General features: G+C 76.4%; 11 protein-coding genes. 9 read left to right on the plus strand and 2 right to left on the minus strand.

The genetic code is table 11. From position 1 onward, the window contains the following. Window positions 1-394: 394 nt before the first annotated feature. Both ACZ56B_RS31665 and ACZ56B_RS31670 read left to right on the plus strand, forming a co-directional pair. Window positions 395-1,228, plus strand: a complete 834-nt coding sequence (locus ACZ56B_RS31665; RefSeq protein WP_468798174.1) for an AfsR/SARP family transcriptional regulator — start codon at window positions 395-397, stop codon at window positions 1,226-1,228. Between the two features lie 56 nt (window positions 1,229-1,284). Next, a complete protein-coding gene (locus tag ACZ56B_RS31670; RefSeq protein ID WP_468798177.1) occupies window positions 1,285-1,920 on the plus strand; it encodes a ScbR family autoregulator-binding transcription factor in 636 nt (211 codons plus the stop codon). Window positions 1,921-2,019: 99 nt separating this feature from the next. Here the strand turns inward: ACZ56B_RS31670 and ACZ56B_RS31675 are convergent, their stop codons facing one another. Then, entirely contained in the window at window positions 2,020-2,985 is a 966-nt protein-coding gene (locus ACZ56B_RS31675) for an AfsR/SARP family transcriptional regulator (protein ID WP_468798180.1), read from the minus strand. 333 nt (window positions 2,986-3,318) lie between these two features. Here ACZ56B_RS31675 and ACZ56B_RS31680 point away from each other — a divergent pair, with 333 nt between their 5' ends. Both ACZ56B_RS31680 and ACZ56B_RS31685 read left to right on the plus strand, forming a co-directional pair. After that, complete coding sequence (locus ACZ56B_RS31680; protein WP_468798183.1) at window positions 3,319-4,137, plus strand: AfsR/SARP family transcriptional regulator; 819 nt, start codon at window positions 3,319-3,321, stop codon at window positions 4,135-4,137. A 123-nt stretch (window positions 4,138-4,260) separates the two neighbouring features. Beyond that, window positions 4,261-5,052 (plus strand): thioesterase II family protein, encoded by a 792-nt coding sequence (locus tag ACZ56B_RS31685; RefSeq protein WP_468798185.1) that lies wholly within the window; start codon window positions 4,261-4,263, stop codon window positions 5,050-5,052. A gap of 240 nt (window positions 5,053-5,292) precedes the next feature. On the opposite strand, the gene fabG is transcribed toward ACZ56B_RS31685, so the two are convergent. After that, a complete protein-coding gene (fabG, locus tag ACZ56B_RS31690; protein WP_468798187.1) occupies window positions 5,293-6,078 on the minus strand; it encodes a 3-oxoacyl-ACP reductase FabG in 786 nt (261 codons plus the stop codon). Window positions 6,079-6,309: 231 nt separating this feature from the next. On the opposite strand from fabG, the gene ACZ56B_RS31695 reads away from it, so the two are divergent. The 5 genes from ACZ56B_RS31695 to ACZ56B_RS31715 all read left to right on the plus strand — a co-directional run bounded on the left by ACZ56B_RS31695 (window position 6,310) and on the right by ACZ56B_RS31715 (window position 13,654). Continuing rightward, window positions 6,310-8,013: an acyl-CoA dehydrogenase gene (locus tag ACZ56B_RS31695; protein WP_468798190.1), complete on the plus strand. Its 1,704-nt coding sequence runs from the start codon at window positions 6,310-6,312 to the stop codon at window positions 8,011-8,013. After that, the gene (locus ACZ56B_RS31700) at window positions 8,010-8,867 is read left to right on the plus strand and encodes a 4'-phosphopantetheinyl transferase family protein (RefSeq protein ID WP_468798192.1); all 858 of its coding nucleotides are present in this window, start codon (window positions 8,010-8,012) and stop codon (window positions 8,865-8,867) included. Before ACZ56B_RS31695 ends, ACZ56B_RS31700 begins: the two co-directional genes overlap by 4 nt. A gap of 319 nt (window positions 8,868-9,186) precedes the next feature. Next, window positions 9,187-11,367 (plus strand): condensation domain-containing protein, encoded by a 2,181-nt coding sequence (locus ACZ56B_RS31705; protein ID WP_468798195.1) that lies wholly within the window; start codon window positions 9,187-9,189, stop codon window positions 11,365-11,367. A 55-nt stretch (window positions 11,368-11,422) separates the two neighbouring features. After that, window positions 11,423-12,631, plus strand: coding sequence for a methionine adenosyltransferase (gene metK / locus ACZ56B_RS31710; protein WP_468798198.1), 1,209 nt, complete (start codon window positions 11,423-11,425; stop codon window positions 12,629-12,631). A gap of 30 nt (window positions 12,632-12,661) precedes the next feature. Beyond that, window positions 12,662-13,654: a carbohydrate kinase family protein gene (locus ACZ56B_RS31715; protein ID WP_468798201.1), complete on the plus strand. Its 993-nt coding sequence runs from the start codon at window positions 12,662-12,664 to the stop codon at window positions 13,652-13,654. Window positions 13,655-13,769 lie beyond the last annotated feature (115 nt).

Below are 13,769 nucleotides of genomic sequence, written 5' to 3' on the forward strand. Positions count from 1 at the left end.
GCCGAGACCCGCGCGGTCCTCATCCGCTCGCTGGCCATGCTGCGGACCAAACACGCCGACCTGCCCTCCCGCAAGCACGGCAACCCACCCCAGTAGTCACCCGGTCGCCAGGCGATAACAGACCACAGTGCCCGTTACCGCGCCTTGAAGCTCCGCGTTTCCGGGACTGCGGTCTGCTCTGTGTGGCGGAGGGTGTGTCAATTCGATGATGAGTGCGGCATTTGCCCGCTTCGATCCCGCCTCTGAAGGTCCCGGGTCCCGCTTCTCCCTCAATCAAACAGGCAAGCCGGTTTGTCGTTGACAAACCGGCGGGACTGTCTTTAACTCGATTGTGCTGGAAGGGACTTGAGGAGAGGTCCGGGTGACCGGCGACTCACGCAGATGGGGGAGAGGCGTGGACATCCAAGTACTGGGCTCGCTGGCCGTCACGGAGAACGGCATCTCGGTGACGCCGACGGCCCCGAAGCCGCGGCAGGTGCTCGCGCTGCTGGCCCTGCACGCCGACCGCGTCGTCCCCGTGGCCCGGCTCATCGAGGAACTGTGGGGCGACGAGCCGCCGCGCAGCGCGCGCACCACCCTGCAGACCTACGTGCTGCAGTTGCGCGACCTGATCACGGCCGCCCTCCGCCACGCCCCGGACGGGGCCCCCGCGCGCAGCGCGAAGGACGTGCTGGTCACCACGCCCGGCGGCTACCTGCTCCGCACCTTCGGCGGGACCGGCGACGTCCGGGAGTTCGAACGGCTCGCCGGCACGGGCTACCGCTCCATGGACGCGGGCGACTACCCGCGCGCCTCCCAGCAGCTGCGGGAGGCACTGGCCCTGTGGACCGGGCCGGCCCTCGCCGACGTCCACGCCGGTCCGCAGCTGGAGGTGGAGATCCGGCGGCTGGAGGAGACCCGGCTGTGCGCGCTCGACCAGCGGATCGAGGCCGACCTGCGGCTCGGCCGCCACCGCGAACTGCTCGGCGAACTGACCGTCCTGGTCAGCCGCTACCGCACGCACGAGACCCTGCACGGCCAGCTCATGCTCGCCCTGCACCGCTCGGGGCGGCGCAGCGAGGCGCTGGACGTCTACCACCGGCTGCGCACCACGCTGGTGCGGGAACTGGGCCTGGAGCCCTCGGCGGGACTGCGCCGGCTGCAGCTCCAGATCCTCATGGCCGCTTCCGAGCGGCCGCTCGACCCGGCAGGCACCGCGGACCCCAAGCGGCTGACCCGGGTCGGCTGACCCGGGCCGCGCGTCCGCGGCCCGGACCACCGACGGCACGAGACAGGGGAGGACAGATGCAGGCGAGGTCGGAGCGGACGCGCCACCGCCTCCTTCGGGCGGCCGCGGACCTGATCGACCGGTACGGCTACGCCAACGCCACGCTCGGACAGATCGCCGCGGCCGCGGGCCTGACCAAGGGGGCGCTGTACTTCCACTTCGCCTCCAAGGACGGGCTGGCCGACGCCGTGCAGGAACGGGGCCGCGCGATGCTGCGCGACTTCGTGCGCGGGCAGCGGGAGGCGGGCGTGCCGCCCGTGCAGGTCCTCATCGACCTCACCCACTGGCTGGCCCGGGCGCTGCACGAGGAGCCGCTGATCCGCGCCGGCTTCCGGATCACGTACGAGTGCGCCGACCGGCCGGCCGCCGACTTCCACCAGGTGTGGACCGACGAGGTCCGGCACCTGCTCGACCTGGCGGAAGCGGCCGGCGAGACCCGCGTGCGGGCCGGGGACGGCGGGGCCGAGGCGCTGCTGTCGGCGCTGCTGTGCGGGATCGGGAACCTGGCCGGCGCCAGCCCGCAGCACGCCCTGCGCATCAGGATGGACGCGTTGTGGGACCTGCTGCTGCCCGCCCTCGTCCCCCCGGGCGAGACGGGCCGCTACCGCACCCGGCCGCCCGGGGCCCCGCTCCCGGCCGGGGCGGCCGCCTGACGCACGACGCCCCCCGGCCCGCGTGCGGCACGGCACCCGGGCACACCGCGACGGGGCCCCGCACCCTGCGGGGCCCCGTCGCGCAGGGGCGCCGGGACGTCACACCGGCTCCGGCGGCCGGACCGCGACCGACTCGAGGCGACGGGCCAACCGCTCGTGCTCCCGGGTGAGTTCCTCGACGCGACGCCGCAGCCAGGCGAGCTCGCCGCCCGGGTCCGGCACACCGCCGTCCGGCCGGCGCGGGCCCGGCACGCCCAGGCCGGGGGAGTGGCCGAGGATGGCCTCCATCCGGCCGCGCAGGGCCGGTCCCGGCTCGATGCCGAGCGCGGCGACCAGGCAGCGGCGCGCCCGCTCGTACACGCCGAGCGCCTCCGCCTGCCGGCCGCTGCGGTACAGGGCCACCATCAGCAGGTCGTAGAACCGCTCGCGCAGCGGATGGTCCGCGGTCAGCCGCTCCAGCTCGCCGATGATCTCGCCGTGCCTGGCCAGGCGCAGGTTCGCCTCGTGCAGCATCTCCAGCGTGCACAGGCGCATCTCCTCCAGCCGGTCGGCCTCGCGGGCGCAGATCGGTCCGGCGCCCACGTCCTGCAGGGCCGGGCCGTGCCACAGCGACAGCGCCCGGCGCAGCAGCCGGGCCGCCCGCGGCGGATCCGACGCCACCCGGGCGCGGCCCTCGGACGACAGCCGGCCGAAGCGCTCCACGTCGGTGGTGGCCGTGCCGAGCCGCAGCACGTACCCGCTCGGCAGGGTCGTGATCCACTCGGTTCCGTCCGCCGGGCCCGGCCGGGCGGGCAGCAGCCGGCGCAGCCGCGCCACGTGGGCGTGCAGCGCGTTGGGCGCGTTCGCCGGGAGGGCGCCTCCCCACAGTTCCTCGGTGAGCCGCTCCGCCGACAGCAGTTCCCCGGCGTGGATCACGAGCGCGGCCAGCAGGGCACGCTGCTTGGAACCGGGCGGCACGACCTCCCGGCCGGCGGCGTCGCGGATGCGGACCGGGCCCAGGAGCCGGAACTCGGTCGCCGCCGCGGTCCCTCCCTCCCGCGGCGGTGGACGGTCGAGGACGCTCATCGCGTGACCGTGCCCGTGACCGGCCGGCGCCGCGGCGGCGGAGCGCCGCGACCGGGGACGAACAGGCAGGGGCGCACGGTGCCTCCCTCGGTGGTCGGGGATCGGATTCCGGACGATAACCGGCCGCCCGGACCGGGGGGAGCGGACCCGAGCGGGGTTCGAGCGTTCGTGCGCGTGGTTTCGAGCCGGGCCCCGCGGGAGGCGAAATCCCAGCGTGGAAGGCTGCTCGAACGTCGCTCGAGAGGACGAAGCGGCCGGGGCGAACGGGGCTAGCGTGCGACGGGCCGACGGCTTTGAGCCATCGGGGGAGTTCGACGATGTACGGAGGAGACCATGGAGATTCGGGTTCTGGGTCCACTGTGTGCCGCCGTCAACGGGGGGTCCATCGTCCCGACGGCCGGCAAGCCGCGGCAGATCCTGGCGCTGCTCGCGCTCCACCCCGGCCGGATCGTGCCGGTTCCGACCCTGCTGGAGGAGGTGTGGGGCACCGAGCTGCCGCAGAGCGCGATGACCACCCTCCAGACGTACATCCTCCAGCTGCGCCGGCGGCTGGGGACCGCGATGGGCTCCGACGCCGGCACGGCCAAGGACGTCCTGGCGACCCGGCACGGCGGCTACCTGCTGCGGATACCGCCGGAGGGGGTCGACGTGCACGCCTACGAGCGCCTGGTGGCCGCCGGCCAGGCGGCGTTCGACGCGGACGACCACCGGCGGGCCGCGGACAGCTTCCGGCGGGCGCTCGGCCTGTGGCGGGGACCGGCCCTGGTGGACGTGCCGATGGGCCCGGTCCTCAGGATCGAGGTGCTGCGGCTGGAGGAGTCCCGCCTGGCCACCGTGGAACGCCGGATCGACGCCGACCTGCACCTGGGCCGTCACGCCGAACTCGTCGCCGAACTGATGGACCTGATCGCGCGTCACCCCCAGCACGAGGGGCTGCACGCGCAGGCGATGCTGGCGCTGTACCGGTCGGGGCGGCAGGCCCACGCCCTGGAGGTGTACCGCGGCCTGCGGGGCCGCCTCATCGAGGAACTGGGCGTGGAGCCCTCACCGCAACTGCAGCGGCTGCACCAGGCCATGCTCACGGTCGACGCGCAGCTCGACCTGGTGGCCGGGCCGCGCCGCGGCTCCACCTTCGACCGGTACGCGGCCTGAGGCCCGGCCGTCCCGCGCCGTCGCCCGCGACGCCCCCGAGCGGTCCTCCACCCGCCCTCCAGCCGCCCTCCACGGGCGGGAACCACGCTGGTGCCGCCGCGAACACGCCGGAAGGGGAAGCACATGACGGACGGACAGCCGGTACGGCTCTACTGCTTCGCGCACGCCGGGGCGGGCGTCTCCGCCTTCTACGGCTGGAGGCGCGTCATGGGCCCGCACGTGGAACCGGTGCCGGTGCTGCTGCCCGGGCGCGAGGCCCGGCGCGCCGAACCCCGCGCGACCACCCGCGCGGAGCTGCTCGCCGACGTGCTGCCGCTGTTCACCGAGCCGCCGCCGGGCCCGTACGTGCTGTACGGGCACAGCCTGGGCGCCCTGGTCGCCCACACCGTCACCCTCGCCCTGCACGAGGCGGGACTGCCCGGGCCCGCGCTGCTCGTCCTGGGCGCCTGTCCGCCGCCGGACACCGGCTCGGACCTGTCGGACGCCTGCCGGGCCCCCGACGACGACCTGCTCGCCCTGCTCACCGACCTGGGCGCCCTGCCGTCCGGGGCGACCCCCGGCGGGTTCTGGCACCGGGCGGTGCTGCCGGTGCTGCGCGACGACCTGGTCCTGGCGCAGGCGCTGCGCACGGCGGCCCGCCGCCCCCCGGCCACCGGACTGCCGGCCGTGCCGCTGCTCACGGTCGCCGGGACGGACGACCCGCTGGCCCCGCCCGCGGTGACCGCCGGATGGAGCGGCTTCACCGCCGACCCGGCCCGGCACCGCACCGTGCCGGGGGACCACTTCTTCGTCCGGGGCCGCGAACTGCCCCTGCTGCTGGACCGGGCGTGCCGCGTGGTGCGGCGGCTGGCGCCCGCACCGGGCGACGCGGCCCGGACCGAACCGGTCCCGGCCCCGGTCCCGTCCCCGGCCTGAGGGCGCCGCTGCACGGCGTCCGGACCGCGTCCCGTGCGCTGTGCGGTCGCCCCGCACGCACGACGACGTGACCCGAGCGGCCCGGCACCGCGGCCGGGCGCCCGGCGGTGTCCGCCGCGCGGCCGCCGCCGGACCCGGTCGTGCCCCGGCCGCTCGACGTGCGCCGCGGGCGCGCCGGCACGCCCGCCCCGCGCCGGGCGCCTCCCCACCGCCGCGGCCGGCGGGAAGGCGCCCGGTGGGTCAGAAGGCGCCCAGGCCGCCGCAGACGTTCAGCGCCTGACCCGTGATGGAGGCCGCCTGACCGGTGGTCAGGTAGCCGACCAGACCGGCCACCTCCTCGGGCGTGGAGTAGCGGCCGAGCGGGATCCTGGCCTCGAACTGCTCCTGGACGTACTCCTGCGTGGTGTTCCACGCGGTGGCGTAACTCCGGCGGACCCGCTCCGCCATCGGGGTCTCCACGTACCCGGGGCACACGGCGTTGACGGTGACGCCGCACGGGGCGAGCTCCTTGGCCAGCGCTTTGGTGATGCCGACCACGCCGTGCTTGGACGCGGTGTAGGGGACCCCCAGCAGCACGCCCTGCTTGCCCGCGGTGGAGGCGATGTTGACGATCCGCCCGTGCTCGCCGTCGGTGAGGCCGCCGTTCTTGAGCACCTCCCGGGTCACCAGGAAGACACCGTTGAGGTTGGTGTCGATGACGTCGTACCAGAGCTCGTCGGGGATGTCGGCCGTACGGCCGCCCCCGCTGCGGCCGGCGTTGTTGACCAGGACGCCGATCGGCCCGAACACCTCCACGGCGGTGCGCACCAGGGCGCGCACGTCCTGGGCGGAGCGGACGTCGGCGACGGCCCCCTCCACCTGGAGCCCTTCGGCGCGCAGGTCCTCCACGGTCTGCTTCACCTCGTGCCCGGTGCGCGCGCACAGGAAGACGCGATGGCCCCGGCGGGCGAGTTCCCGGACCACGGCGAGCCCGATGCCCCGGGTGCCCCCGGTCACCAGGGCGACCGGATGTGTGCCTTGTGCCATCGGCGGACCTCCTCAGCGATGTCGGTGCAACCGACTCTGCGCCCGGTGGCTCGTGGGGCGGCCGAAGCCCGCTCGAGGCGCGCCGCCGGCGCGGAGCCGCACCCCGCCGGGCGGGCCGCGGTTCGAGGGCGGCTCCAGGCGGCCTCGAGCCGCCGCCGCCAGGATCCGGGCACGGGCGCGGTGCGCCCGCCCTCCCACGCCCCCGGTGCCGAGGAGCCGACCACCACCGTCATGACCCTCCCCGCCGAGACCGAGACCCGCCCCCGTCCCGCTCCCGCCGCCGCGTCCGGCGGGCCGGAAGCGGCCGCCCGCGCCCGGGCCGCCCGGCTGGAGCGGCGGCTCGACGTCCCCCGGGCCGACGGCCCGGCCGGCCGGTGCGCCACCGGAACCCGGCACCTCCCGTCCACCGGGACCGAGGCGCTGCTCGCCGAGGAGGGGGTCGCCGGCGAGTTCGTGCCCGCCGAGCACGGCGGGCGGCTCGTCCGGGCCGACCTGCTCGCCCGGGTCCTGCGCCCCGTCTTCCGGCACGACGCCGCGCTCGGCCGCGACCTCGCCTCGCTGCTGGCCACGGGCGCCGTCTGGGCGGCCGGCGACACCTGGCAGCGGCACGACGTCGCACGGCTGCTGCTGACCGGCGGGCGGGTCGCGGTCGTCCACCGCGGACCCGCCCGCGCGGGCACCCCGCCGCACGGGGAGATCACCGCCCGCCGGGTGCCGGGCGGATACCGGCTCGACGGCCGCGCGCCCGTCACCGGCGGCGCCCTCCCCGCCGGCCTGCACCTCGTCCACGCCCGCACCGGCGCCCCGGACGGGCCGGGCGGCCACTCCGTGCTGCTCGTCGATCCCGCCGGACGGAACGCGGGCACGATCCGCCGACTGCCCGGTGCGCGGGGGGACGCGCTGGAGTTCCGCGGCTGCCTCGTGCCGCGCGGGGCGCTCGTGGGCCGCGAGGGCGACGGCGTCGTCCTCGCCCTGCGCGCCCTGCAGGTGGAGCACGCGGTGCTGTGCGCCGGGCTCACCGCGGCCGGTGACACCGCGCTGCACCATGCGGTGCGGGCCGCCACCGCCGGTTCCCCGGGACGGACCGCCCCGCGCCGGCACCGGCCGCTCGCCGGTGTCTGCGCGGACCTGCTGGCCTGCCGCGCCGTCACGACCGCCGCGCTGCGGGCGCTGAGCCTGTTGCCCCCGGCCGCCCACCTCCTCGCCGCCGCGGTCCGGTACGCGGTGCCCGGCCTGCTCCGCCCGGGCCTGGAGGAACTCGTCACCGTCCTCGGAGCGCACGCCCACCGCGCGGACGGCCCCGGGCACGGCGCACCGGGCGGACTGATGCGCGTCCTGTCCGCCGCGCAGTCCGGGCCCGCCGGCGCCGCCGCCTGCCGCAGCGTGCTCGTCGCGCACCTGCGGGACCTGGCGGAACGCTCCTGGTTCACCGAACCGGAGCCGCCGCCCGCACTGTTCGAGACCGGTGCCGGACTGCCGCCGCTGGACCACGCCGCGCTCGCCGTCGCCGGTGGCGGCGACTTCATGGCCGCCTCCCTTGTCGGCTGCGCCCGGCGGCTCGCCGCATCCGGCGCCGCGGGCGGCCGGACCGCCGTCCTCGCCGAGCTCCTCGTCGCCGAGCTGCGCGCCCTGGCCACCCGGTGCCGTCGCCTGCCGGCCGCCGCCCCCGTACCGGCCGCGCTCGTGCTCGCCGACCGCTACGGCCTGCTCGTGTGCGCCGCCGCGGTGCTGCGCGCCCGGGAGGCGCAGGACGGCCCCGGTCCGTTCCCGGCCGACCCCGCCTGGGCCGAGCTGGCCCTGTCACGGATCGGCGAGCGCCTCGGTCTCCCGGTCCCCGGCCCGCCGGACGACGTCCGGGAGCGCCTCGTCGAGGAACTGCTGCACCGTCACCGGGACGGCGGCGGCCTCCCGGACGCGGCAGCCACCGCCCCATGACCGGGCACCGCGGCACCACGGCCCCGCCGGTGCGCGTCGAGCACCACGACACCATCGCCCCGCCGGTGCGCGTCGACGGGCCCGACGCTCCGTGGCAGCGCGTCCGCGAGGCCGTGGACCGGTACGGGAACACCGTCGTCCACACGGTCCGGGACGCGTGGTCCCCCGCCGTCGCCGGGCCCGCGCTGCGCACTCTGCTCGGGCGGGACTGGCCGCGCTACCTCCGCACCGGCGACCCCGCGGCCCGCCACCGGTTCGCCGCGTCCCGGCTCGCCGTCAAGTACACCGCCGCGGCCGTCCTGCGCACCGACCCGGCCGAGCTCGACCTCGCCTACCAGATCGGCGGGCGGCCGTACCTGCGCGGCCTGGACCCGATCGACATCAGCCTCACCCACACCGGCGAGCTGATCGCGGTGGCCGTCAGCCGCGACGGGCGCATCGGCGTCGACGCCGAACCCGTCGGCCGGCGCATGCCCTACGACCTGCTGCACGGCCGCGTCCTGACCCCCGCCGAACGCGGGTGGTTCGACCGCCTGCCGCAGGCGGAGCGCGGTGCCCGGCTGCTGCGCCTGTGGACCCTGAAGGAGGCCTACACCAAGGCGCTGGGCCAGGGACTGCAGCTGGGCTTCACCCAGTTCGGCTTCGACCCCGACACCGGGCGGCTGTCCGCCCCCGACGGCCGGCCCGCCGCCGCCCACGGCGAGTGGACGTTCGCCACCCACCGGGTCCGCCGCCGCTACCTGCTGAGCGTGGCCCGCCAGGACGCGGGCCGCCCGGCCCCCCGCGGGGGCACGTCGGCGGACACCCTGCTCGACCACGACGTCCTGCGGACCGTGGCCGGGCTCCTCGGCTGACCCCGCCCGCCACCGCCGTCCGCCACCGCCGCGGGACGCCCCCGCCCGCCCTCCGCGGTGCGCCCGGCGAGCCACCAGCCCTCAGACTCCCGCCTCCCGCCTCCCGCCTCCCGCCTCCCGACGGCCCCGCCCGGCACCCCGTCGTGCCCGACCGGACCGAGCGGACCCGACCCGCGGACGACCGCCGTGTCAGCGCCGCGTCAGGGCCCCATGGAGATCGTTCCCATACTCGGTGCCCGCACGGCACAGAGGGGAGGAAGGGTGCCCGGCCGCGTCCGCGGACGAAGAGCGCACGGTACGGCGCGCACCCCAGACGACGATGACGACCCACCGCTCCTCACGCACCGCGTCAACCGGGCCGACGACCGTCGTCGTCGACCTCACCGGGCCGCGCGGCGACGCCCTCCTGGTGCTGGACGTGCACGGCCCGCACGACGCCGGCCGGCTGTCGGCGGCCCTGGACCGCGTCGCCGCGCGCTGCGGGGCACCCGTGCCGCCGCGCCCCCGCCGGCTCATGCGGCGCGGCCCCGGCCACCACACGCTGTACTTCCTCTCGGGGGCGTTCGACGGCTGCTCCGCCGGGCTGCTCGCCGACCTGCTGACGCAGGGCCCGCCCGCCGCCGGCACCGGGCGCAGGATCCGGCCGAGCCCGCTCCAGCGCGAACTGCTCGCCGACGCCGACGCCCACCCCGGGACGCCGCGGCACTGCGAGCAGCTCGCCGCCGTCTGGCACGGGCCGCTCGACCACGCGCGCTTCACCGCCGCCTGGGAGTCCGTCTTCGCCCGCGAGAGCGTGCTGCGCGCCGCCTTCGAGGACGGTCCCGAACCGTCCGTCGTGCTGCACGAACGGGTCGTGCCCGAGATCGTGCGGCACGCGCACGGCAGCATCGACTGGTACGCACTGGCCGAGGAGGACCGGCGGCGCGGCCTCGATCCGCGCACTCCGGGGCCGCTGCGCATCACCGTCCTCGGCGGGGACCCGCACCCGTCGGCCCGCATCCTGCTCACCTTCCACCACGCCCTGCTCGACGCCTGGAGCGTGCGGTTGCTGCTGCGGCAGTTCCGGCGCGCCTACCTGGCCGGCGGCTCCCTGCCCGGCGGGGAGAGGCGCCCCGACGTCGGCGACCACGCGGACTGGCTCGCCGCCCGGGACACCGCGCCCGCGCGCGCGTTCTGGAGCCGGGCCGACACCGGACCGGGCACCGACCTGCCGGGACCGGGCGACGGCACGGGCACCGGCCACCTCCGCACCCGGCTCACCGTCCGGCAGACCGCGCGGCTGCGGGCGTGGGCGGCGCGGTGGGGCAGCCCCGAGAGCAGCGCGCTGCACGCCGCGTGGGCCCTGCTGCTGTACCGGGTGTCCGGGGCCGTGGGGCGGGCGACCGTGCGGTTCGGCATCGCCGTGCCGGGGCGCGGCGTCCTGCTGGACGGCGTCGAGCGGATGCCCGGGGCGCTGCGCACCCCGCTTCCGGCGGCGGTCGTCGTCGACCCCCGGGACACCGTGCCCGCACTGCTGACGCGCCTGCGTGACCACGCCCTGGACCTGTCCGCCCACGAGTGGGTGTCGCCGGGCCAGGCCCGCTCCTGGAGCGGACGGTCCGGAAAGGGGTGGTCCCCCGGCGAGGGGACCGGCACTCTGCTCGTCTTCGACGGCGGGCCGCCCGAGCCGCACGAGCGGTGCGGAGCACACGAGTTGCACGAGCCGTACGACCTGTACGACCCGCACGACCCGCGGCTCCCGGCGTCCCGCCCGGACGCGCACGCCGTCCGGATGACCTCCGCCGAGACCATGGGCGCCCGCACCCTGTACCCCGTCACCCTCGTCGCCCATCACGACGACGAGGAACGGCTCGTCCTGACCTTCTCCTACGACCGCGAACGCCTCGCCGAAGCCGACGCCGACGCGGTCCTCGCGCACACCGCCGGGCTGCTGTGCACCCTGCCGGCGACGACCGGTGGCGGCACCCGGGTGGGGGAGGCGCTCGAACTGCTCGCCGGCCTGCCCCGGACCGACGGCACGACGGCACCCACGGACCCGGACCCGGACCCGACTCCGGACCCGGATCCAGATCCGGCCGCCGTCGTCACTTCCGTCCCCGCCCCCGCCGCCGCGCCGCCCGGTGACCCGCCGCTGGTCCTGTTGCGCGCCGCCGCGCACCCCGGTGCGGGCGCCGTCTGCCTGGTGCAGTCGCCCGGCACCCCCCGCCACGCGCACACCCGCCTCGCCGCCGTCTACCAGGGCCCCCAGGCGCTCGTCCTGCTGCCGACCCCGTCCGGTGACCGGACGGGGCCGGCGCTGCGGGCCGCCCTGCGGGACATCGCGGCGGACGGCCCCCTCGTGCTCGGCGCCTTCTCCGGCGGAGGCGTCGCCGCGTGCGAGATCGCCCAGTCCCTCACCACCGGGGACGGCCCGCCTCCCCCGGTGGTGCTCACCGCCACCACCGCACCCGCCACCGACTTCGCACGGATCCTCGCGGCCGCCGCCCGGCGGACCCGCTGACCGCCCGGAGCCGGACGGCACGCCGGACCACGACCGCTTCACTCCTAGGAGAAACATGACAACCCGGCTGTTCACCTCCGAGTCCGTCACCGAGGGCCACCCCGACAAGATCGCCGACCAGATCAGCGACGCCATCCTCGACGCCCTCCTGCGGGAGGACCCGGCCTCCCGGGTGGCGGTGGAGACCCTGATCACCACGGGCCAGGTCCACATCGCCGGAGAGGTGACCACCTCCGCCTACGCGGACATCCCCCACATCGTCCGCGAGACCGTCCTCGGCATCGGCTACGACTCCTCGGTCAAGGGCTTCGACGGCGCCTCCTGCGGGGTGTCGGTGTCCATCGGCGCGCAGTCCCCGGACATCGCCCGGGGCGTGGACACCGCGTACGAGAAGCGGCTGGGCGGCGTGGACGACGAACTCGCCGGCCAGGGGGCCGGCGACCAGGGGCTGATGTTCGGCTACGCCACCCGTGAGACCCCCGCCCTGATGCCCCTGCCCATCGAACTCGCCCACCGGCTGTCGCGCCGGCTGGCCGAGGTGCGCAAGGACGGCGTGGTGCCCTACCTGCGCCCCGACGGCAAGACCCAGGTCACCATCGAGTACCGGGGCGACCGCCCGGTGCGCCTGGACACGGTGGTGGTCTCCTCCCAGCACGCGTCCGGCATCGACCTCGACCACCTGCTGACGCCGGACATCCGCCGCCACGTGGTGGGGCCCGTGCTGGCCCGGCTGGCCGAGGACGGCATCAAGCTGGACACCGGGGACTACCGGCTGCTGGTCAACCCCACCGGCCGCTTCGAGATCGGCGGCCCGATGGGCGACGCCGGCCTGACCGGCCGGAAGATCATCATCGACACCTACGGCGGCATGGCCCGCCACGGCGGCGGAGCCTTCTCCGGCAAGGACCCGTCCAAGGTGGACCGCTCGGCGGCGTACGCGATGCGCTGGGTCGCCAAGAACGTGGTGGCCGCGGACCTCGCCGAGCGCTGCGAGGTGCAGGTCGCCTACGCCATCGGCAAGGCCGAGCCGGTCGGCCTGTTCGTGGAGACCTTCGGCACCGCCAAGGTCGACACCGAGCGGATCGAGCGGGCCATCGACGAGGTCTTCGACCTGCGGCCGGCCGCCGTCATCCGCGATCTGGACCTGCTGCGGCCGATCTACGCGAACACCGCCGCCTACGGCCACTTCGGCCGGGAGCTGCCCGACTTCACCTGGGAGCGCACCGACCGTGCCGACCGGCTCGCGGCCGCCGCGGGCCGCTGACCGGCCGGGCCGACAGGAACAGGAGTTCCCATGCGTATCGCGGTGACCGGCTCCATCGCCACCGACCATCTCATGACCTTCCCCGGCCGGATCACGGACCAGTTGATCCCCGACCGGCTCGACCGGGTGTCGTTGTCGTTCCTGGCCGACGACCTGGAGGTGCGCCGTGGCGGCGTCGCCGCCAACATCTGCTACGGCCTCGGCGGGCTGGGGCTGACCCCCCTGCTGGTCGGGGCGGTCGGCACCGACTTCGGCGAGTACGAGGTGTGGCTGAAGGACCACGGCGTCGACACCGGCGCCGTGCACGTCTCCACCGAGCGGCAGACGGCCCGGTTCCTGTGCCTCACGGACCAGGACGCCAACCAGGTCGCCGCGTTCTACGCCGGCGCCATGGCCGAAGCCCGCGACATCGACCTCGGACGCCTCGACCCGCTGCCCGACCTCGTCGTCGTGGCACCCGACGACCCCGTGGCCATGCTGCGCCACACCGCACGCTGCCGTGCGCTCGGCCTCCCCTTCGCGGCCGACCCCTCACAGCAACTCGCCCGCCTCGACGGCGACCAGGTGCGCGCCCTGGTGACCGGGGCCCGATGGCTGTTCACCAACGAGTACGAGGCGACCCTGCTGCTGGAGCGCACCGGCGCCGACCGCGACGACGTCCTGCGGCGCGTGGGCGCCTGGATCACCACTCTCGGAGCCGACGGGGTGCGGATCGAGGCCGCGGACCGCCCGGCGCTCACCGTGCCCGCCGTCGCCGGCGTCCGCGTCGCCGACCCGACCGGTGTCGGCGACGCCTTCCGCGCCGGCTTCCTCGCGGCCCTCGCCCGGGGCCTGGACCTTCCGCGCGCGGCCCAACTCGGCTGCGCCATGGCTTCCTTCGCGTTGTCCCAGGTGGGGTCCCAGACCTACACCCCCGACCCCGACCGGCTCACCGCCGTCGTCGCCGAGACGTACGGCACGGCGGCGGCCGAAGAGCTGGCAGCCCACCTGGGAGGCCCGGGAGGTGCGCCATGGCCGCGGTGACGACGGGCGGCGAGACACTCCGTGAGGCGCTGGCCACCCGTGTGGTGGTCGCCGACGGGGCGATGGGCACCATGCTCCAGGCCCAGGACCCGAGCCTGGAGGACTTCCAGCAGTT

This window comes from Streptomyces sp. NPDC034670, from assembly GCF_055574875.1.